Source organism: Methylobacterium haplocladii (assembly GCF_007992175.1).
In the GTDB taxonomy this organism is placed as follows: Bacteria; Pseudomonadota; Alphaproteobacteria; order Rhizobiales; family Beijerinckiaceae; genus Methylobacterium; species Methylobacterium haplocladii.
Window position 1 is genome coordinate 16,989 of the sequence record NZ_BJZT01000039.1, and the last position, 21,252, is coordinate 38,240.

At 69.0% G+C, this 21,252-nt stretch carries 16 protein-coding genes; 8 read left to right on the forward strand and 8 right to left on the reverse strand.

Annotation, left to right across the window (positions count from 1 at the left end; all coding sequences use genetic code 11):
- Position 1: 1 nt before the first annotated feature.
- From ribD to glyA, 3 genes are all read right to left on the reverse strand, one after another.
- Complete coding sequence (gene ribD / locus MHA02_RS17660) at positions 2-1,081, reverse strand: bifunctional diaminohydroxyphosphoribosylaminopyrimidine deaminase/5-amino-6-(5-phosphoribosylamino)uracil reductase RibD (RefSeq protein WP_147081143.1); 1,080 nt, start codon at positions 1,079-1,081, stop codon at positions 2-4.
- A gap of 32 nt (positions 1,082-1,113) precedes the next feature.
- Positions 1,114-1,641 carry a transcriptional regulator NrdR gene (gene nrdR / locus MHA02_RS17665; protein WP_147081145.1) on the reverse strand — a complete coding sequence of 176 codons (528 nt, stop codon included), beginning with the start codon at positions 1,639-1,641 and terminating at the stop codon, positions 1,114-1,116.
- 99 nt (positions 1,642-1,740) lie between these two features.
- On the reverse strand, positions 1,741-3,045 hold the full coding sequence (glyA, locus tag MHA02_RS17670; protein ID WP_147081147.1) for a serine hydroxymethyltransferase: 1,305 nt from the start codon (positions 3,043-3,045) through the stop codon (positions 1,741-1,743).
- A gap of 254 nt (positions 3,046-3,299) precedes the next feature.
- Here glyA and MHA02_RS17675 point away from each other — a divergent pair, with 254 nt between their 5' ends.
- Complete coding sequence (locus tag MHA02_RS17675; protein WP_147081149.1) at positions 3,300-3,956, forward strand: hypothetical protein; 657 nt, start codon at positions 3,300-3,302, stop codon at positions 3,954-3,956.
- Entirely contained in the window at positions 3,946-4,398 is a 453-nt protein-coding gene (locus tag MHA02_RS17680; RefSeq protein ID WP_147081151.1) for a hypothetical protein, read from the forward strand. Before MHA02_RS17675 ends, MHA02_RS17680 begins: the two co-directional genes overlap by 11 nt.
- Before the next feature lie 76 nt (positions 4,399-4,474).
- On the opposite strand, the gene MHA02_RS17685 is transcribed toward MHA02_RS17680, so the two are convergent.
- Together MHA02_RS17685 and MHA02_RS17690 are read right to left on the reverse strand one after the other, a co-directional pair.
- A complete protein-coding gene (locus MHA02_RS17685; RefSeq protein ID WP_147081153.1) occupies positions 4,475-4,930 on the reverse strand; it encodes a DMT family transporter in 456 nt (151 codons plus the stop codon).
- A 116-nt stretch (positions 4,931-5,046) separates the two neighbouring features.
- Entirely contained in the window at positions 5,047-6,378 is a 1,332-nt protein-coding gene (locus MHA02_RS17690; RefSeq protein WP_147081154.1) for a L,D-transpeptidase family protein, read from the reverse strand.
- A 362-nt stretch (positions 6,379-6,740) separates the two neighbouring features.
- Between MHA02_RS17690 and MHA02_RS17695 the strand changes: the two genes are divergently transcribed.
- The 4 genes from MHA02_RS17695 (at position 6,741) to MHA02_RS17710 (ending at position 11,533) form a co-directional block, all read left to right on the forward strand.
- Positions 6,741-7,139 (forward strand): hypothetical protein, encoded by a 399-nt coding sequence (locus MHA02_RS17695; RefSeq protein ID WP_147081156.1) that lies wholly within the window; start codon positions 6,741-6,743, stop codon positions 7,137-7,139.
- A 52-nt stretch (positions 7,140-7,191) separates the two neighbouring features.
- Positions 7,192-8,223, forward strand: coding sequence for a DUF1775 domain-containing protein (locus MHA02_RS17700; RefSeq protein ID WP_147081158.1), 1,032 nt, complete (start codon positions 7,192-7,194; stop codon positions 8,221-8,223).
- 124 nt (positions 8,224-8,347) lie between these two features.
- Positions 8,348-10,453 carry a TonB-dependent receptor family protein gene (locus MHA02_RS17705; RefSeq protein ID WP_147081161.1) on the forward strand — a complete coding sequence of 702 codons (2,106 nt, stop codon included), beginning with the start codon at positions 8,348-8,350 and terminating at the stop codon, positions 10,451-10,453.
- Between the two features lie 102 nt (positions 10,454-10,555).
- Positions 10,556-11,533 carry an alginate O-acetyltransferase AlgX-related protein gene (locus MHA02_RS17710; protein ID WP_147081163.1) on the forward strand — a complete coding sequence of 326 codons (978 nt, stop codon included), beginning with the start codon at positions 10,556-10,558 and terminating at the stop codon, positions 11,531-11,533.
- Positions 11,534-11,595: 62 nt separating this feature from the next.
- On the opposite strand, the gene MHA02_RS17715 is transcribed toward MHA02_RS17710, so the two are convergent.
- The 3 genes from MHA02_RS17715 to MHA02_RS17725 form a co-directional block, all read right to left on the reverse strand.
- Entirely contained in the window at positions 11,596-11,877 is a 282-nt protein-coding gene (locus tag MHA02_RS17715; RefSeq protein ID WP_147081165.1) for a DUF6894 family protein, read from the reverse strand.
- Between the two features lie 210 nt (positions 11,878-12,087).
- On the reverse strand, positions 12,088-14,508 hold the full coding sequence (locus MHA02_RS17720; RefSeq protein WP_147081167.1) for a penicillin-binding protein 1A: 2,421 nt from the start codon (positions 14,506-14,508) through the stop codon (positions 12,088-12,090).
- A 186-nt stretch (positions 14,509-14,694) separates the two neighbouring features.
- Positions 14,695-16,002, reverse strand: coding sequence for an N-acetylmuramoyl-L-alanine amidase (locus MHA02_RS17725; protein ID WP_147081169.1), 1,308 nt, complete (start codon positions 16,000-16,002; stop codon positions 14,695-14,697).
- A 729-nt stretch (positions 16,003-16,731) separates the two neighbouring features.
- Here MHA02_RS17725 and MHA02_RS17730 point away from each other — a divergent pair.
- Together MHA02_RS17730 and MHA02_RS17735 are read left to right on the forward strand one after the other, a co-directional pair.
- Positions 16,732-19,677, forward strand: coding sequence for an Rne/Rng family ribonuclease (locus tag MHA02_RS17730; RefSeq protein ID WP_147081171.1), 2,946 nt, complete (start codon positions 16,732-16,734; stop codon positions 19,675-19,677).
- A gap of 312 nt (positions 19,678-19,989) precedes the next feature.
- The gene (locus MHA02_RS17735; protein WP_147081173.1) at positions 19,990-21,249 is read left to right on the forward strand and encodes a methyl-accepting chemotaxis protein; all 1,260 of its coding nucleotides are present in this window, start codon (positions 19,990-19,992) and stop codon (positions 21,247-21,249) included.
- Positions 21,250-21,252: the final 3 nt, after the last annotated feature.

Sequence of the window (21,252 nt, forward strand, 5' to 3'; positions counted from 1 at the left end):
GTCAGATTCTCCGCTCGTAGGTGACGGCGTGATCCGGCCCGAGCATGCGGGCCGCGCTCTCCGCCAAGTGGCCATCGCGGATCGCTGCGTCGAGATGCGGCCCGACGGCCGGCAAGCCGCCGGCGAGGCCGAGCGCCTCGGGACCGGTGAACAGCGTCAGCACGTCGACGAGGTCGGCGGCACTGAGCGCATCCGCGAGATGCGGGCCGCCCTCGCTGCAGAGGCGGGTGATGCCGCGCTCGGCCAAGGCGGCGAGGGCCGCATGCAGGTCGACCCGGCCGGCCGCGTCGGCGGCGACGGCGACGACCTCGACACCGAGCGAGGCGAGCATGCGCTTGGCGTGGACCGGCGCGGAGCGCGTGGTGAGCACCAGGGTCGGCACTTCCCTGGCGCCGCACACCAGCCGCGAGGCCGGGTTGAGCCGCAGGCGCGAATCGAGGACGACCCGCAGGGGCGAGCACGCGGCGAGCCCCGGCAGCCGCACGGTGAGCGCCGGATCGTCCGCGCGGACCGTGCCGATCCCGACGAGGATCGCGTCGGCATGGGCCCGCCAGAGATGCACTGCGCCGTCGGCGATCTGGCCGGTGATGCGCAGGCGCTCGTCATGGGCATGCGCGGCGAAGCCGTCGCGGGTGCGGGCGAGCTTGAGGTGGAGGCTCGGGCGGCCCCGCGTCACCCGGCTGACATGGCCGCGATGGTCGCGCACGGCCTCGTCCCGCAGCAGGTCGGTCTCGACCGCGATGCCGGCCTCGCGCAGCAGCGCGTGGCCGCGCCCGGCAACGCGCGGGTCGGGATCCTCCATCGCCGAGACGACGCGAACGATGCCAGCGGCGATGATCGCATCGGTGCAGGGCGGGGTGCGGCCGTGATGCGAGCAGGGCTCGAGACCGACATAGAGCGTCGCGCCGCGGGCAAGCCCGCCGGCCATGGCGAGCGCCGTCGGCTCGCCGTGCGGGCGCCCGCCCGGCGCCGTCACCGCCTGCCCGATTATTTTGCTGTTCGAGACAATGACAGCGCCGACCGACGGGTTGGGCCAGGTCCGGCCCAGGTTGCGCCGGCCCAGCGCCAGGGTGAGCCGCATGTAGCGGAGATCGTCCGCAGACCCCGAAAAATTCACGCGCGCGACCGGGCCGGGCGGCTGCGCGGGCGGGGAGCGTCGGGCTCGGGCACGTCGCCGAAGGGCAGCGTGCCGTCTTCGCCGAGCGTGCCGAGCAGGTCCTTGAAGTCCTGCGCCTCGCGAAAGTTCTTGTAGACCGAGGCGAAGCGCACATAGGCGACGTCGTCGAGGCCTTTCAGCCCCTCCATCACCGCCTCGCCGATGGCCTCGCTCGTCACCTCGCCCTCGCCGCCGCTCTCGAGCCGCCGGGTGATGCCGGAGACGAGCCGTTCGACGCGCTCGGGGTCGGCGGAGCGCTTGCGCAGCGCCACGTCGATGGAGCGCTGCAGCTTGTCGCGGTCGAAGGGCACGCGCTTGCCGGAGCGCTTGAGCACGGTGAGTTCGCGCAGCTGCACCCGCTCGAAGGTGGTGAAGCGGCCGCCGCAATCCGGACAGACGCGCCGGCGGCGGATGGCGGAGGCATCCTCGCTCGGGCGCGAGTCCTTCACCTGGGTATCGGGGCCGCCGCAATAGGGACACCGCATCGGGCCGGCAACCTCAAAGGCGAAAACGAAACGGCCGCGGACGAACGATCCGCGGCCGTTTCTAGCGTGGTGGAGAGGACGCCGAAAGGGCGTCCGCGACTACTGGTAGATCGGGAAGCGTGCGGTCAGGGCGTGAACCTTTTCCTTGACCGCGGCCTCGATCGCCGCATCGCCGCCCTCGCCCTTCTCGACGAGGCCGTCGAGCACCTCGACGATGAAGCCGCCGATCTGCTTGAACTCGGCGACGCCGAAACCGCGCGAGGTCGAGGCCGGGGTGCCGAGGCGGATGCCCGAGGTGATGGTGGGCTTGGCCGGGTCGAACGGCACGCCGTTCTTGTTGCAGGTGATGTCGGCCCGCGAGAGCGCGGCCTCGGCGGCCTTGCCGGTGAGGCCCTTCTTCTGCAGGTCGACCAGCATCAGGTGGTTGTCGGTGCCGCCGGAGGTGATGTCGTAGCCGCCGGTGATTAGGGTGTCGGCGAGCGCCTTGGCGTTCTCGATCACCTGCTTGGCGTAGAGCTTGAACTCGGGCTTGAGCGCCTCACCGAAGGCCACGGCCTTCGCCGCGATCACGTGCATGAGCGGGCCGCCCTGCAGGCCGGGGAAGATCGCCGAGTTGAACTTCTTGGCGAGCGCCTCGTCGTTCGTGAGGATCATGCCGCCGCGGGGGCCGCGCAGGGTCTTGTGGGTCGTCGTGGTGGCGACGTGCGCGTGCGGGAACGGCGACGGGTGGACGCCCGCGGCAACGAGACCCGCGAAGTGGGCCATGTCGACGAAGAAGTAGGCGCCGACGGAATCGGCGATCTCACGGAACTTCGCGAAGTCCCAGTGGCGGGGATAGCCCGAACCGCCGGCGATGATCACCTTCGGCTTATGCTCCTCGGCAAGCCGCGCGACCTCGTCCATGTCGATGCGCTGGTCCTCGCGGCGCACGCCGTAGGAGACCGGCTTGAACCACTTGCCCGAGACGTTCGGCGGGGCGCCGTGCGTCAGGTGGCCTCCGGCTGCGAGGTCGAGCCCGAGGAAGGTGTCGCCCGGCTGCATGAGGGCCATGAACACGCCCTGGTTCGCCTGCGAACCGGAATTCGGCTGCACGTTGGCGAAGCCGCAATTGAACAGGCGCTTGGCGCGCTCAATCGCCAGCGTCTCGGCGACGTCGACGTACTGACAGCCGCCGTAATAGCGACGGCCCGGATAGCCCTCGGCATACTTGTTGGTGAGCACCGAGCCCTGCGCGTCGAGCACCGCACGGGAGACGATGTTCTCCGAGGCGATCAGCTCGATCTCGTGCTGCTGGCGGCCGAGTTCCTGGCTGAGCGCCTTGGCGAGCTCCGGATCGGTCTCGGTGACCGGGGCGGAGAAGAACTGGCTGATGGAATCGTTGGCGGCGGCGGTACCGGCACTCATGGATGGCCTCATTGTTGGTTATGGGTGTCGCGCACCCGTCGTCCCGTGGGCGTGCACGGGGGGCGTTTTTCGGATTGCATTTAGTACACGGGGGCGCGGGGGCCGCCAACCGCAGGGGTTTTTGCCGCAAGGGTCAAAAAAATTATCCTGCGCCTTCCTTCAGCGCGCGGCGGCATGCCGCCAAACCCAGGAATTTATTGATAATTATCTGAAATAAAAGTAGAACATCACGCCGGTTGCAGCGAAAGGGCGCCATGGTTGATCTGTCCTATCTACCGCGCCTACGTCATCGTCTCGCGGGTCTGCGCCTCAGTGTCGCGTTATTTCGGCTCCGACTCGGGATCAAGGCCGGTTTTGACCCGGCGCAACCGCGTGACGAGGACGGACGCTGGACTGATGTCGGCGGCGGCGAGGCTCGCCAATCGCAAAGATACAAGACCGGCAATCCCAAGATCGATGCGACCTCGGACGAACTCGCCGATATCGTGTCTCATGTCGCAAACAGCCTGCTGCACCTGAAGGGCGCCGCATTCGGTACTGCCGTTCATCTCGGTTCGGCAGAGGCAGTCCGTGCGCTTGATCTTCCCGGGATCGGCAAGCATGGCGTGGAGCAGAGCTTCAGTCTCGGCGGTCTCGTCAGATATGGACTGGCAGACAGCGTCAGAACGGATTTCGTCAAGAGGAACGGGCGAGGTCCGACTGCACCGATCATGGCGGTGTGGGATATCAAGACCGGTGGTGCCAGACTGACTCCGACGCGTGTCAGGCAAATTCGATCCGAATTGAATATCGGCGACGACAGTCCTGTCATCGAGCTGCACGTCATCAAAGGCATCAGGGTGAAGGCGGCCGGTCCCACGCATGAGGGGCAGCTTTCGTATCTATGGCTTGGGGGCTGGCATGTCGCTTGAGGCCTATGTGCTCTTCGATCGTGAAATCGCCGCCATCTCCGATTGGCAGCGAGGGCTCGACGAACTTGGATTTCCTTTGTCTCTTGCATCGGAGAAGGCTCTGAAGGCGCTCCAAGGCCATCTTCCGGCTTGGTGGAACGGACGGGAGGCCGGTTTCGAGTGCGGGCTTTGCGACGCAGGCGAACTGTCCCACATCTACGACGACATCGACCTGAAAGGCGCCTGGCGTCATGCGATGGCCTTCAACTGGGGAACGCTCCCCGGCTGCGCCGGCGCATTGATGGCCGCGGCGGCCCTGACGCACGCGACGGGTGGCGTCCTGTTCGATCCGCAGGAAAGCGTCGTCCTGGACCCGGCCGAAGCAGTCTCGTACGCCCGCGACACGGCTGCTTCAATTCCGGACATCGAGGCGAGGTTTGCGGCGATGAAAGAGCGGGGCTAAGCGGGCCCTCGCGCCGACGACTACGCCGCAGAGCCTCGGCCAAGGAACGGCGCGCCCCCAACGGGCCGAGCGCGCATCAGAACGCGCAGACCAGCCCGACGCCCACGACCATCAGCCCGGCCCCGAGCAAACGTGCGGCCCCGACCTCCCGCACTGGCACGCCGAGCAGCCCGAACTGGTCGAAGGCGAGTGAGCTCAGGATCTGCCCGACGATGAACAGGCCGACGAAGGTCGCTGCGCCGAGCCGCGGCACCAGCAGGATCGAGCCGACGATGTAGAGGGCGCCGAGGAGGCCGCCCAACCAGCCGTACCAGGGTACGCGGGACACGGTCTGGAGCGACGGGATCGGCTCGCGCAGGGCGAGCAGCAGAGCGCCGAGGGCGATCGCGCCGACGGCGAAGTTCGTGAACGCGGCCCAGAACGGCGTGCCGAGCGTGCCCCTCAGGCTCGCATTGACCGTCTGCTGCAACACGAAGGCGACGCCACCGAGCAGCGCCACGAGGTACAAGCCGAGCGAGAGGACGTGGGCCAAGATCGGTTGCTTTCTCGGAGGCCGACAAAAAAAGACCCGCGCCGCCTAGACGGAAGCGCGGGCCTTTCAAAACCGCAGCCGCCGGGGTCGGAGACCCCGGCGAACTCGCAAAAGACTCAGTTCTCTTCGTCGCCGCCCTCGAACTGCTCGAAGCGCTGCGGGGCGGTGGCCGCGGCGCTGGCGACCGGAGTCGGCGCCTCGATGGTCGAGGGCACGTTGACGCCGTCGCGCTTGTAGATGTCGTCGCGGAACTGCACCGTGCCGTCCGGCGTCGACCAGGCGGTGATGTAGGTCCAGTAGACCGGCACCGGCTGCGTCAGGCGCGCGTCGATGCGCTGGCCGCTCTCGACGGCCTGCTCCACATGGGCACGGTCCCAGCCCGGCGTGTCCTTGAGCAGCCAGGTAATGTACTCGCGCACGTTCTGCAGACGGACGCAGCCCGAGGAGATGAAGCGGAAGTCGTCGCCGAACACGCCGCGCGAGTTCGTGTCGTGCATGAACACGCCGTAGGGGTTCGGGATGTTGATGCGCACGACGCCCATCGAGTTGAAGTCGGCGCCCGATTCCTGGCGGTAGGTGTAGCGGGTGCCCTCGTCCGAATTCCAGTTCACCGAACGCACCGACACCTCGGAGCCGTTGCCGGCGTAGATGTGGATCTTGTTGTCGGTGAGGTAGTTCGGGTCCTTCTGCATCTTCGGGATGAGGTCCTTCTTCACGATGGAAGCCGGGACCGTCCAGGTCGGGTTGAAATTGATCTCGACCGCCTTGGTGTTCATGATCGGAGACTGGCGGTCGATCTTGCCGACGCCGGCGGCGTGCAGCGTCACGACCTGACCGTTCTCGACCGTCTGGACGAGGGCCGCGGGGATGTTGGTGATGACGAAGCGCCGGCCGAGATCGCCCGAGTAGGAGCGCAGGCGGATCAGGTTGGTCTCGAGCTGGCGAAGCCGGATGTCGGCGCCGACATTCATGGCGGCCTGCGTCGCCGGGCTCATCTGGCCGGTCTGGCTGAGGCCATGGCGGGCCTGGAAGCGCTTCACGCCGGCCGCGACGTAGGAATCGTAGATGCCGCCGCCGCCGGCCTGGGCATCGAGGTCGCCCGTGACGATCAGACGCTGGCGCACCGCGCCGACCGCGGGGCCGCGCGAGCCGACCCGCAGGCCGGCGGCGCCGGAGACCGGCTGCCAGCCGCCGCGGGAGACGATGCCGCGATACTTCTCGATGACCTGCTCGGTCGCCTCGACGGTCTGGGGCGACAGGATCGGGGTCGAGGAGCGGCGCACCTGCATCGTCGCGGGCGAGGCGTAGTCCTGAGCCCACTCGGCCTGGGCACCGTCGCCGGAATCGCGCGCCGAGGCCGCGAGCGGAAGCGCCAGAAGCGCGGAGCCGGCCAGCAGCGCGAGGCCGAGGCGGGAGACGGGACGGGTGGTGGAGGCCTGATTCAGCATCGATCCAATGCTCTGATCCGGAAGGGGGCGGAGATACGGATCCGGCCTGACCCGATACGCGCCGGAAATCGTCTACCGCCTGTGATGTCGGGCTGGCGTTAAGAACACATGATCTCCGGGCTATAATATGGCGTCGAACAGCTTGGCCGTGCGCAGCCGCACGCTCGCGTGGATTGCGGCGGGCAAGCAACAGCATCGCGAACCGCTTCGTGCGAGATCTGGCAGTGTGGTGGAGGCCGGTGAGCGCCGTGCCTGATCGCTTTGCAAGTCTGCGCGGCTCGATCGTGTAGTTCTGCCGCGCACGCTTACGCCGAACCGGTTGCCACTCCGGCGGCGCGCGCTCTAAAGGGACGGCGATGACGATGGCCGGTACCCGATATGGCGAAATCGTGCGCGCGTTGCGCGCGCTGACGGCCGTCGTGGCGCTCTACGCCCTCGTGATGCAGGCCTTCCTCGGCGGGATCGCGGCTTCGGCCGCCGCCTCCCCGTTCGCCCTGCCCTTCGACGTGCATTGCCTCGACAAGGCCGATGGCTCCGAGCGGGTGGATCCGTCGGCGCCGCAGGCCCCGGCCCACCACCACACCTGCTGCTGCACGGCCGCATCTCCCTCCGCAGGCACGCCGCCGCCGCTGCCCGTCATGACGTCGGTCGTCTGGCCGCAGCCCATCGTCGTGCCCGTGATCTGGCGGATGGAGGGCGTCGCTTCCGCCCGCGCTCCCCCCTTCACCCTCGCCAGCGCCCGAGCGCCTCCCGTCGCCTGAAACGATCGTTCCGCCTTCGCGCTTCAGATCCTTCAGACGCCGGATTTTCCTCATGTCGAACCGTTATCTCCGGGCCGCCCTGCTCGCCGCCCTCCCGTTGGGCCTCACCACCTCCGCCGCACTCGGTCACGCCGTGCTCGAGCGCAAGGAAGCGACCCCGAACGCAGCCTATCGCGGCGTCGTGCAGATCATGCACGGCTGCGAGGGTGCGGCGACCACCCGCGTCACCGTGACGATCCCCGAGGGTGTGATCGGCGCCAAGCCGATGCCGAAGCCCGGCTGGCAGCTCGGCACCACCAAGGGCGCCTATGCCAAGGCCTACCAGTCCTTCCACGGCAAGATCGCGGAGGGCGTCACCGCGATCACCTGGAGCGGCGGCAGCCTCGGCGACGACGAGGTCGACGAGTTCACCTTCTTCGCCCGCATCACCGACGAGTTCGCCCCGGGTGCGACCGTCTACTTCCCCGTCGAGCAGGAATGCGCCGGTGGCGGCGACAAGGGCGGCATCGCCTGGACGCAGATCCCGCAGGCGGGCCAGGACGCGCACGATCTCAAGACCCCGGCGCCGGGCGTGAAGATCGTCGCCGCCAAGACCATCGAGAAGCTCGCCGCGAAGGGCGATGCGCCGACGGCCCCGGTGAAGGCGGGCGATCTCACGATCGAGACGCCGTGGCTGCGCGCCACGCCCGGCGGCGCCAAGGTCGCCGGCGGCTACGTCTCCGTGAGCAATGCCGGAGCCCAGCCCGATACGTTGATCGGCGCCACGATTCCCCAGGCGGGACGCGGCGAGATCCACGCCATGTCGACCGAGGGCGGCGTGATGAAGATGGCACCGGTCGAAGGCGGCCTCATCATCGCACCGGGCGGCAGCATCGCGCTCAAGCCTGGTGGCCTGCACCTGATGTTCCTCGACCTCACGGCGGGGCTCAAGGCCGGCGCGACCGTCCAGGGCGCGCTCGTCTTCGAGCGGGCGGGCACGGTGCCCGTGACCTTCGGCGTCGCGCCGATCGGCGCCCAGTCGCCTGCGGCGCAGGCACCGGGTGGCCAGGGCACGGCCTCGGCCGCCGCCGAGCACCAGCATTGACCGTTTGGCGGTGCGCCCGGCCTTCGGCGCCGGGCGCGACGACCCTTCCCTCATCTCCCTCTTTCGACGACCCGCAGCCCCTCGCCTCTCGTGGCGGGCGCGGCGCGGGCGTGGAGCCTGCCCCATGCCGTTCCCCCACCATCACGGTGGAGCCTGCGCGCTCGCCTTCTGCCTGCTGACCACCACCGCCCTCGCCGCTCCGGTCGAGACCGCCACCACCCTGCCCGAGCTCAGCGTCGAGGGCGGGGGCTCTCCGAAAGCCGGCTCGCTCACCGTTCCGGGCGTCGCCGAGCAGCGCAGGGCGGTGAACGCCACCGTCGGCTCCGTCGCCTTCGTCGACGCGGAGGATTTCAGGAACAGCTACGCCAACACCCTGCGCGACGTCCTCAAGGACACCCCCGGCGTCTTCGTGCAGGAGCGCTACGGGCAGGAGTTGCGCCTCTCGATCCGCGGCTCGGGCATCGCCCGGGGCTTCCACCTGCGCGGCATCGAGCTGCTGCAGGACGGCATCCCGCTGAACTTCGCCGACGGCAGCGGCGACTTCTATCAGGTCGATCCGCTGAGCTTGCGCTCGGCCGAGGTCTACAAGGGGGGCAATGCGCTCACCTTCGGCGCCACCACCCTCGGCGGCGCGGTCAACTTCGTGACGCCCACCGCCTACACGGCCTTCGCGCCGAACATCGTTCGCGTCGACGGTGGCAGTTTCGGCACGATCCGCGAGAACGTGCAGATGTCGCGGATCGACGGCCCGGTCGACGCGCTCATCAACGCGACCATCACCAATTCCGACGGATACCGCGATCACGAGACCCAGCGTACCCAGAACTTCAACGCCAATGTCGGCTACAAGATCGCGCCCGGCATCGAGACGCGGTTCTATGCGGGCGTCTATCTCACCGACCAGAAGCTGCCGGGCACGCTCAGCCTGTTCAACGCTCTGAACGATCCGCGGCTCGCCAACCCCAGCGCCATCACCGGCAACCAATCGCGAAAAGTCGAGACCGAACGGCTCGCCAACCGCACCTCGTTCGAACTCGACGTCGGCCGCCTCGACGTCGATTCCTGGGTGATCCACAAGAACCTCTACCACCCGATCTTCCAGGTGATCGACCAGGACGGCCTGACCTACGGCGTCTCGCCGCACTGGTCCGGCACCTTCGACATCGCGGGCTTCCGCAACGACACGATCGTGGGATTGCGCGCGTTCGCCGGCGTCAACGAAGCCGACCAATTCGTGAACGTCGCCGGACGGCGCGGCGCGCAGACCGTCAACGCACTTCAGAGCGCCTCGAACTACGAGGCCTATGGCGAGAACAGGTTCTGGTTCCTGCCGGACGTGGCGCTGATGACCGGGCTGAAGGCCTTCTCCTCGAACCGCACCTTCTCGAACAAGGGCGGCCTGCCGGCGAGCCCGAGCGCCCGCTTCGGCAACGTGACCTACGAGGGCATCAATCCGAAGGCCGGCCTGCTCTGGCAGCCGCTGCCGGACATCCAGGTCTTCGGGGACGTCACCCGCTCGCGCGACGTGCCCGACTTCTCCGACCTCGCCCAGACGAACACCCTCGGCGTGACCTTCGTCCCGCTCCAGGCGCAGCGCGCCTGGACCTACGAGGCCGGCACCCGCGGGCGCATCGACCGGCTGACCTGGGACATCACGCTGTACCGGGCCGACATCCGCGACGAGCTGATCAATTTCTCGATCAATCCCGGCCTCGGCATACCGGCGGCGACCTTCAACGCGCCGCGCTCGGTGCATCAGGGCGTCGAGGCGGCCGTCTCGGTGGAGGTGCTACGCGACCTGACGGGCTTGGGCGATATGCTCACCATCGCGCAGGTCTGGACGCATAACGACTTCCGCTTCGTGAACGACCCGGTCTTCGGCAACAACCGCATCGCCGGCATCCCGCAGGACGTGCTGCGCACGATCCTGACCTACACGCATCCGAGCGGGTTCTACCTCGCCCCCTCGATCGACTGGGTGCCGCAGGGCGCCTTCGCCGACCACGCCAACACGCTGAAGGCGCCGGGTTATGCGCTGTTCAACGTGCGCACAGGCATCGACTTTGCCAACGGCATCTCGCTGTTCCTCGATGCCCGCAACCTCACCGACGAGCGCTACATCTCCGACATCTCGGTGGTGACCAACGCGGCGACCGTCACCGGGGGGCCGGTGGCGTTCTATCCGGGCAACGGGCGCAGCGTGTTCGGCGGGGTCAGGGCATCGTTCTAGATTGCAATCCGACGGAAGGGGATGCCGGCTCGTCGCAAGAGTGCATGCGACCCTTGGCGTCGACCCTTGGCGTCGGCGCGCAGCCGCGGCTAGACGGAGCGGATGCTCTCAGAGGACCAGCAGGACACCGCCGAAAAGCCGCCCGCGGCCAGCGGCGACGTTCATGTCGGGCGCGACGGCTGGCTGTTCCTCACCGGCGGCCGCAACCGGGTGCTGGAGCAGTACGGTAGGCCGGGCTTCTCGCGAAAGGCGCTGTGGCAGTGGCGGTGCCATCTCGCCGAGCGGGTGCGGCGGAGCGCACGCCTCGGGGCGGCCTATCTGCACGTCGTCGCGCCCGAAAAGCTGACGATCTACTACGACGCCGTCGACGGGCTCGCCTTCGATCCACAGCGGGCGCCGGCCCTGAGGTTGCGGCGCTGGCTGCGCGGCTCGACCGGGGCGCGGGCTTCGGTCGACCTCGTCGGCCCGATGCGGGCGGCGCGTTGGAAGGCCCCGCTCTACCGACGCACCGACTCGCACTGGACCTTCGCGGGCGGCGAGCTCGCTTACCGGACCCTCCTCGCCGGCCTCGGCGTCGCCCCTCGCGACGACATCGCCGGCCGCCGGCAGGGCGAGGCGCTGCCGTTCACCGGAGACCTCGGCACCAAGCTCGCGCCGATGCCGGTGGAAACCGCCGAGGCCTGCCGCTTCGACAGCCGGGCGCGGCGCATACACGCCAACGGCCTGCTGACGCATTTCGAGGCGCTCGGGCGACCGCTGGACGCGCATATCGGCGCGCACGCGGTCTTCCGCAACGACGATCCCGCCGCCGATCCGCGCCGCCTCGTGCTCTTCGGCGATTCCTATGCGCAGCACCGCGCCATGAACGCGACGGCGTCGCTGACGCCGTTCCTCGCCGACACCTTCCGCGAGGTCCACTTCCTGTGGTCGACGAGCCTGGACTGGGACTACCTCGCCGAGATCCGGCCCGACTTCGTGATCAGTGAGATCGCCGAGCGCTTCATGATCGATCTCCCGGTCTCCAACATGCGGATCGAATCGCTGGCCCGCCTTGCCCTGGCGCGCAAGGCGGACGCGTGAGCGGGATTCGCGCACGCCTTCAAAGGGACCGGACGGGATAGTGCCGAACCCGGATCCCGTCTTCAGCGGCGCGGCGACGCGGCGCGGGCGCGATCGGAGGCAAGCGTGACGATTCCCGGCATCTCCGTGAACTGTACGTCGAGCTGGAACAGCACGAGGCCGGTGTCGTCGGTGACCTCCAGTCGCCAGCCTCGGCCAGCCTGCAGCCTGTCGCCCTCGTTCATCAGGATGAGGCCAGCCATCCGGATCGCTTCGCGGCGGGCCTGCTGCCCGTCGGACAGCTCGGTGCCGTCGGTGTCGATCGGGCTTACGCCGTCATAGACGTTGAAGAAGTATCGGGTCATGGCCCAAGCTCCGCGCGAGGGAAGCGGGAGCACGCGTCACTCTCGGTCGCCGGCGCCCACGGATGCCGCCAAGCGATAGCGGTCATGATACGCCTTCGTCGGGTTCCCGACAAATGATAAGGGGCAGGATGCGCCGCCGCGCGCCGGAAACAAAAGGGCCTGCGGGGATGCCCCGCAGGCCCTTTCGGCAGTCGGATCGAGGTCCGCCGGTCAGTAGACACCGCCGGTCTGTGCGGCAGCACCGGCGCCCTCGGGCACCACGGTCGGGGCGTCGGGCTGGGCGACGTAGGCGTCGGGCGGGGCCGTGCCCGGCTTGAACGCCTCCAGGATGGTGCCCGCCCCCTCACCGGAGCCGGCGCGAGTGCCGGAGCCGGCCGAGACGCGGATCAGCTTGATGCCCGGAGGCACCCGGAACGGGGTCGGCGGCTTGTCCTTGAGGGCGACCTTGAGGAAGTCGAGGGCGATGGGCGCCGCCAGCCCGCCGCCGGTGGCCCGGTCGCCGAGCGATTTCGGCTTGTCGAAGCCGAGATAGACGCCGACGGCGAGGTCCGGCGAGAAGCCCACGAACCACGCATCCTTGGCGTCGTTGGTGGTGCCGGTCTTGCCGGCGAGCGGCTTGCCGATCTGCTTGAGGATCGTCGCGGTGCCGCGCTGGACCACGCCCTCCATGATCGAGACCATCTGGTAGGCGGTCAGCGGGTCGAGCACCTGCTCGGATTCGTCCACGAGCTTCGGCTCGTCCTGGCCCGACCACTTCTCCGCGTCGCAGCCGACGCATTTGCGGTTGTCGTGGCGGTAGATGGTCTCGCCTGTGCGGTCCTGGATGCGATCGATCAGGGTCGGCCGAATGCGGCGGCCGCCATTGGCGAGCATCGAATAGGCCGTGACCATGCGGAGCACCGTGGTCTCGCCGGCGCCGAGCGACATCGGAAGCACGGGGAGAAGGTCGTCGTAGACGCCGAAGCGGCGGGCATACTCCGCGATCAGCGGCATGCCGACGTCCTTGGCGAGGCGCACCGTCATCAGGTTCTTCGAGTGCTCGATGCCGTAGCGGAGCGTATGCGGGCCGCCGGATTTGCCGTCGTAGTTCGACGGGCTCCAGGCCTCCTGGCCCGGGCCGGCCTCGATGGTGATCGGCGAATCCTGCACGATCGAGGACGGGGTGTAGCCGTTGTCCAGCGCCGCCGAGTAGACGATCGGCTTGAACGACGAGCCGGGCTGGCGCATCGCCTGGGTGGCGCGGTTGAATTCGGATTCGTCGTAGGAGAAGCCGCCGACCATGGCGTGGACGCGGCCGGTATAGGGGTCCATCGCGACGATGGCGCCGGAGATCTCCGGCTTCTGGCGCAGCCGGTAGCGGTTGCCGCCGCCCTCGATCGCCTCGACATAGACGATGTCGCCGGAGGTCAGCGCCGCGGCGACGCTGCGGCCCGTCCATTTCACGCCGTCGGGGCCGATCGTGCCGGTCTCGCGGTCCTTGGCGACGGTGCCGCCGCCCTCGCGGCGCGGCTGCAGGCCGATCTGCGCGCTGCCGCCCTGCGTGTTCAACACCACCGCGACGCGCCAGGGGGCGATATCGCCGAGTACCGGCACCTCGGAGACGGCAAGCCCCCAGTCGCGGCCGGTCAGGTCGACCTTGTGCTCGGCGCCGCGCCAGCCGTGCGACTGGTCGTAGCGCACGAGGCCGTCGACCAGAGCCTTGCGGGCCCAGGCCTGCATCTTCGGGTCGACGGTAGCGCGCACCGAGAGGCCGCCCTCGTAGAGCTTGGTCTGGCCGTAGCGCTCGGCGATCTCGCGGCGGACCTCTTCGGTGAAGTAGTTCGACACGGCGGCGTTCGGGAAGGCGACGCGCGGGTTGATGCCGAGCGGCTTCTTCTTGGCCTCGTCCGCCTCCTGGACCGTGATGTAGCCGTTCTGGGCCATCAGGCCGATGATCTCGTTGCGGCGCGCCAGCGCCTGCTGGGTGCGGCGATAGGGATGGTAGTTGTTCGGGCCCTTCGGCAGGGCGGCGAGATAGGCCGCCTCGTTGATGGTCAGCTCGTGGACCGATTTGCCGAAGTAATCGAGCGAGGCCGCGGCGACGCCGTGCAGGTTACGGCCCGGCACGATGGTGCCGAGGAAGATCTCGTTGAGGTAGAGTTCGAGGATCTTGTCCTTCGAATAGGCCGACTCGATCCGGAGCGCGATCAGCGCCTCCTTGATCTTGCGGTCGTAGGTCTGCTCGGCGGAGAGCAGGAAGTTCTTGGCGACCTGCTGCGTGATGGTCGAGGCGCCCTGTTTCTTGCCGGACTGCGCGTTGGTGACGATGGCGCGCACGATGCCCTCGGGATCGATGCCGCCGTGCTTGTAGAAGTTCTTGTCCTCGGCCGAGAGGAAGGCCGCGACGATGACTTTCGGCATCGCCTGGATCGGCAGGTAGAGGCGCCGCTCGTGGGCGTATTCCGCCAGCATCGAGCCGTCCGAGGCATGGACGCGGGTCATCACCGGCGGCTCGTAATTGGCGAGCGCGGCGTGGTCCGGCAGGTCCTGGCTGTACTTCCAGTAGAAGAACGCGCCGACCGCCGCCGCGATGCAGAAGAGCACGGCACCGGCCGAGAACAGGATCCCGAAGAACCGCAGGATGAATCGCATCCGGATGTCCGTTCCGTCGCTTTCGCCGCCCGCCGACGGCCCCGCGGAGCCGGCCGGTGGTGGATGCGGCCCCAAAGGCTGTGCGTCGGCGCGGCCGCGAGCCGCTTCACGGCGTCGGCCCGACCGGGCTTGATCGAGCCCGTATCGACACCGGTTCTATGGTGAAACTGCGGCGGGGGCGACGGCCTAGCGCGGCACCGACAGCCGCGGCATCGTCACGCCCAAACCCTTGAAGGCCGCTCCCTTGCCACCCGGAACCGAGCCGGTGCTGCTCGGCGGCGCCCCGATCGGATGGGCCGAGGTGGCGCGGCCGGCGAAGAACAGGTCGACGGCCTTGGCCATCGAACCGGTGACGTTGGTGCGCCACTCCTCCGATTGCAGCTTCTCGAGGTCGCTCTTGCTCGACAGGTAGCCGAGTTCGACCAGCACCGAGGGCACGTCGGGCGAGCGCAGCACCATGAAGCCGGCCTCGCGATGGGGCTTGCCGCTCATCTCCATCACCGGCGAGAGCTGGCCCATCAGCCGGGTGGCGAAGCCGGATGAGAAGCCGCGGGTCTCGCGCAGGGTCAGCTCCGCCAGGATGTCGGAAACATCCGCCGGGCCGATCGCCGAATCGGTGCCGGCAGCGGAATCCGCTTTGTTCTCGCGCTCGGCGAGCTTGGCGGATTCGGCGTCGGTCGCCTTCTCCGAGCCGGTATAGATCGTGGCGCCCTTCACCTGCGGCGCCGCCGAGATCGAATCGGCATGGATCGAGATGAACAGGTCGGCCTTGGCGTCGCGGGCGATGCGGACGCGCTCGGCCAGCGGCACGAACACGTCGCGGTCGCGGGTCATGGTCACGCGGTAGCGGCCTCCCGCCTTCAGGCGCTCGACGAGCGAGCGCGCGAAGCCGAACACGATGTCCTTCTCGAGCACGCCGGTCCTGGCGATGGCGCCGGGATCGGTGCCGCCATGGCCCGCATCGACCACGACGAGGGGCCGGCTGTCGACGGGCTCGGCCGGCAGAGTCTTTCGGAGCGACGGCGAGGGATCGCTGGCGACGGCCGCCTTGCGAAACACCTCGCGCTCGGCGCGCCTGAAGGCGATGGAGAGGAGCGTCGCGCCGTCGCGCCGCGTCTTCGTCTCGATCCCGTCGACCACGGCCGGGCCGGCGAGATCGACGACGATGCGCGAGCGCCCCGGCGCGAACAGCCCGTAGCGGTAGGAGGTGACCACCCCCTCCCGCTTGAGGCCGGCCTCGGTCCCGATCTGGAAGTTGACCTCCGGCAGGTCGATCACCGCCCGGTCCGGCCGCTCCATCACGAAGGCGCGGGCCTCGACGGGTTTGGACAGGATCAGGGTGAGGGTGGTGGCCGTGCCCTGCGTGGCGAGCTCGGCCCCGATCGCCACCGCGCTCATGCGCGCCTTGTCGGTGTCCTGCGCAGATGCGGGCGCAGCCGCGGCGAGCGTCAGGGCGAGCAGGACGGACAGGATCGGGCGGGCAGGTGTCGGCATCGGCGGGCGTCTTTTTTCCCGGGGCCTTTCTTTAGGACATAGGGCGATCGTGGTTAATCGTTCCTTGCCGCCCCAAGCACGATCGACGGCCGGGCGTTGCCCGCCGGCGACATTCGGGAAACGGGGCGCGAGACTTTCGTGGCACGCCTGCGACCATCGTGAAAACCTGTCATCCAAACAGACTCTTGCCAAACGCGCGTGACAAACGCTAATGAAACTGACCCCATCCGGTCCCGAAGGTCATTCTTGCGGCCTTCGGACGCGGAAAGCCCCCTCGCGTGCCTTTCGCGGCCGGCTCCTCGTGGTGATATTCGGACATGTTTCGAGGCCGGATCGGTGTCGGCAAGCGCGACGGGGATTTCTCCCGCCGCACCTGTTTTCGCGTGACATGCGGCCGGGATGACCGGTCAAGAATCTTCGTGAGGCCGGAAGGGATGGGGGGACACACAGCACCGGTTGCCGTTGCTCGTGCCGCCCGCGCACGCCCGTCGCGTCGCGCCGTCTCCTCCCTCCCGCCGGCCATGTTCAACCCCAGGGGCGCCGATCATCGGCGCCGAGCGGCGGTTGACGGCAAACCCCTTCCCCGATGCCTCTCGCCCCAGAGCCTCCAGGCCACGGCGACGAGCCCGACAGGCGCCCTCCCCGTTCCGGCCTCACGGCCGCGGAAGGCACCGCCGGGACGGCAAGGTCCGAGGTGTGCTCCGTCTGCCGCCATGCCGAAAGTTCGTCATGGCCAACACCAACAAGATGCTTATCGACGCGATGCACCCGGAGGAGACCCGGGTCGTCACGGTCCACGGGTCTAGGGTCGAAGAGTTCGATTTCGAGTCCGCCAGTCGCCGCCCCTTACGCGGCAACATCTACCTCGCCAAGGTGACGCGGGTGGAGCCCTCGCTCCAGGCCGCCTTCGTCGAATACGGCGGCAACCGCCACGGCTTCCTCGCCTTCAGCGAGATCCATCCCGACTATTATCAGATCCCGATGGCCGACCGCCTCGCCCTGATCGAGGCGGAGCGTCAGGAGGAGGAAGAGCACCACGAGCGCGAGGAGCGCCGCTCGCGGGGTCGTCGTCCGCGCGGTCGCCGCGCCGAGGCCGCCTCCGCCAAGACCGACGAGTCGGTCAGCGCCGAGGACGAGCACGCGTCGGCCTCCGGGGAGCATGACATCGCCGAGGTAGGTCCCGAGGCGACGGCGCAGGAGCCTTCCGTCAGTGACGACGCGTCGGAACTGCCGCCCGGCGTCCTCGACGCTGCCGACCGCACCGAGGACTCGCCCGCCGAGACGAAAGCTGCCGAGACGTCGTCGGAGCCGGCGGACGTCGCCGCGATCTCCGAGGCTCCGCATCCGGTCGAATCCGAGGGCGAGCCCGTCGTCGCCACGGCGCCGGCCGAAGCCGCGTCCGACGCGCACGTCGCCGACGCAGAGTCCTCTGAGGAGGACGAGCACGACGACGACGCGGATGAGGACGAGGAGGACGATTCCGACGAGGATTTGGAGGACGACGAAGACGACGACGATTCGGACGAGGATGACGACGCCGTTGACGAGGACGGCGAGCCCCGCGTCGCGCAGACCGGCGGCGCCGGCGACGCGATGGCTGAACTGCCCGAGCGTCCCCGCGCCTATCGCCGCCACTACAAGATCCAGGAGGTGATCAAGCGCCGCCAGATCATCCTGGTCCAGGTCGTCAAGGAAGAGCGCGGCACCAAGGGCGCGGCGCTCACCACCTACCTCTCCCTCGCCGGCCGCTACTCCGTCTTGATGCCGAATACCGGCCGCGGCGGCGGCATCTCGCGAAAGATCACCTCGGCGGCCGACCGCAAGCGCCTCAAGGAGGTCGTGGCCGATCTCGACGTGCCCGAGGGCATGGGCATCATCCTGCGCACGGCCGGCGCCTCGCGCACCAAGCCCGAGATCAAGCGCGACTTCGAGTACCTGATGCGGCTCTGGGAGAGCGTGCGCGCGCTGACCCTGTCCTCGACCGCGCCGGCGCTGGTCTACGAGGAGGGCTCGCTGATCAAGCGGGCGATCCGCGATCTCTACAACAAGGAGCTCGAGGAGGTCCTGGTCGCGGGCGCCGACGCCTACCGCGAGGCCAAGGATTTCATGCGGATGCTGATGCCCGCCTCCTCGAAGGTGGTGAAGCCCTACACCGAGGCGACGCCGATCTTCACCCGCTACGGCATCGAGCAGCAGCTCGACGCGATGTTCTCGACCCACGTCACCCTGCGCTCGGGCGGCTACCTGGTGATCAACCCGACCGAGGCGCTGGTCTCGGTGGACGTGAATTCCGGGCGCGCCACCCGCGAGCACGACATCGAGGACACCGCGCTCAAGACGAACCTCGAGGCCGCCGACGAAGTCGCCCGTCAGGTGCGCCTGCGCGATCTCGCCGGGCTCGTCGTGATCGACTTCATCGACATGGAGGAGAAGCGCAACAACCGCGCCGTCGAGAAGCGCCTCAACGAAGCCCTCAAGGACGACCGCGCCCGCATCCAGGTTGGCCGGATCTCGCCCTTCGGCCTGCTCGAGATGAGCCGGCAGCGCATCCGCACCGGCGTGCTGGAATCCTCGTCGATCCAGTGCCCGCATTGCGGCGGCTCGGGCTACGTGCGCGCCACCTCCTCTGTGGCGCTGCACACCCTGCGCTCGATCGAGGAGGCGCTGGTCAAGAGCGCGACCCACAACCTCGTGCTGCGCACCCGCACGGAGGCCTGCCTCTACATCCTCAACCAGAAGCGAGCCCACCTGCACGAACTGGAGACGCGCTTCGGCGTCACCGTCACCATCGCCGCCGACGATCGTCTCGTGGCGAGCTCGCCCTACCAGCTGGAGCGCGGCGAACTCGCCGTGAAGGCGGCGGGGCCGGTGACGGGCGTGCGCGCGACCGCCATCTCCCCGGTCTACGAGGCCGAGGAGGACGAGATCGAGGACGAGGCCGTCGAGGAGATCGAGGTCGAGACCGAGGCGAAGGACGGCCCGGAGACCCGCGAAGCCAGTGATGAATCGACCGACGAGAACGGCCGTCGCCGCCGCCGTCGCCGTCGCCGTCGTGGCGGACGCACCGGCACGGACGAGGAGAACGGCCGCGAGGGCGACGAATCGGACGAGTCCGGCGAATCCTCCGACGAGGCCGGGGCCGAGGCCGGTTCCGACGAGGGTGGCGATTCCGAGGTCGCGGCGCAGGCCGAGGGCGACGAGACCGCCTCGGCCGACGGTGATGGCGACGGCGCGGGACGCCGCCGCCGCCGTGGCCGCCGGGGTGGTCGTGGCCGCGAGCGCGAGCGCGGCGGACGTGGCCGCTCCGACCGGGGCGACGAGAGCGGATCGGAAGAATCCGAGTCCGGCGATGTCGCCGTCTCCGCCGAGGAGCCGGTCAGTGCCGAGACGGTCATGGCCGTGTCCGCCGAGGCTGCCCAGGATCCGGTGGCTCGGGAGCCTGCGGCCCACGAAGCCGCCGCAGAACCGGCCGCCAAGGCCGACGCTCCGATCCAGGATGCCGTCGATCTGCCGGTCGATCCCGCCCCAGCCGCTCCGGAGGCCGAGCCGCAGCCGGCCTTCGCACCTCAGCCCGCGCCCGAGCCGGTCGCCGTGGTCCTGACGCCGATCGATCCGGACCGTCCGAAGCGGGCTGGCTGGTGGTCGCGCACCAAGGCCGCCCTCACCGGCGAGTAAGCCCTCCTGCCGAACCGGATCCCGGTTCGGCATCAGGACATGGGAGACTTGGAAGCCGTCGCACCGAGACATTCGGTTCGCCGGCTTCGTTTGATCGCCGGCATCCCGTCGCACAAGTATCGGACCGCCCTCTGCACTGGAGCCTCATGCATATGCATGAACTTGGCTCCCGGCATTGCTTTCGCGACGCAACACGCGCCGGCTATTGCCGGAGGCTTCCAAGCAAGTTGCGTTAACCAGCGCTTTGCATCTGTGGTTTAACGATAGGCGCTGTCGAGCTGGTTTCTCCGGCCGACGGGAGACGCCAGAATCATGCTCGGACGATTCCGCAAACCTCGCGTCAGCATGGACGCCGTAACTGCCTCTGCGGTCGTGTCGCCCGCCGAGCCGGCGGTGGTCGCGGAGCCCGTACCGGCCGTGGACTTGGACCTCCTGCGCCGCCAGGCCTGCATCGCCGCCGACGCCTCCGAGGCCGGCACCGCGATCGGCTGGATCACCCACGACGCCGCCCAGATCGCCGATCAGGCTCGCACCATCGCCGCCGCGAGCGAGGAGGTCGCTGTCTCGACCGCAGAGATCGCAGCACGCTCGCAGAGGGCTGCCGCCACCGCCGAACGCGCCCGTGCCGGGATCGGTGACTGCGCCAGCGATATCGGACAGGCCGGCGCCCGCATGGGCGCCATCGAGACCCATTCGGCCAAGATCGCCGGCTGCCTCACCGCCTTCGAGCGCGCGGCCTCTCAGATCGAGGAGATGGCCACCGCCATCGCCAGCATCTCCGCCCAGACCAACCTGCTGGCGCTCAACGCCACCATCGAGGCGGCCCGCGCGGGCGAAGCCGGCCGCGGCTTCGCCGTGGTCGCCGGCGAGGTGAAGGCCCTGTCCGGCCAGACCGCCAAGGCGACCGAAGAGATCCGCACCCGCCTCGACGGCCTGCGCGGCGAACTCGCGACCATGCGCGACACCGTCGCCCATACCCGCGAAGCCGTCGCCGCCGGCGCCGGCGCCGTGCAGCGCGCCAATCTCCGCGTGGAATCCGAGAGCGGCGCCGTGGCCGAGGCCGCAGCCGAGATGCGCGCGCTCGCCGACGTCATGGACCAGCAGCAGCAGGCCACCGGCGAGATCTCGTCGAGCGTCGAGCGCATCGCCACCGGCACCGCCAAGGCCCGTACCGAGATCGCTGCCGCGATCGCTCGCCTCGTCGACCTGGAGACGACGAGCCGCACCCTGCTGATCGGTGACGAAGCGGACAAGGCCGGCACGCTCGTCGCCCGCCTGCCCGCCGACCTCGCCGCCTGGAAGCGCGGCCTCGCCGCCATCCTCGTCGGCCTCGCGCCGCCCGACGCCGCGTCCGCCATCCGCCCCGGTTCCGACATCACCGTAGAATCCGGGCTCGACGGCGCCCTTCGCAACAACCTCGACGAGGCCGGACGGCAGGCCCGGGTCTTCCTGGAGCGCGTGCGCGCCTCGGACTGGGAAGCCGCCTCTGCCGCCTTCACCGCCTTCGACGCCGCCTGCACCGAAGCCGTCCGGATCAGCGGCGATGGCGCGACGCGCCGCTTGGCTGCCTGAGCC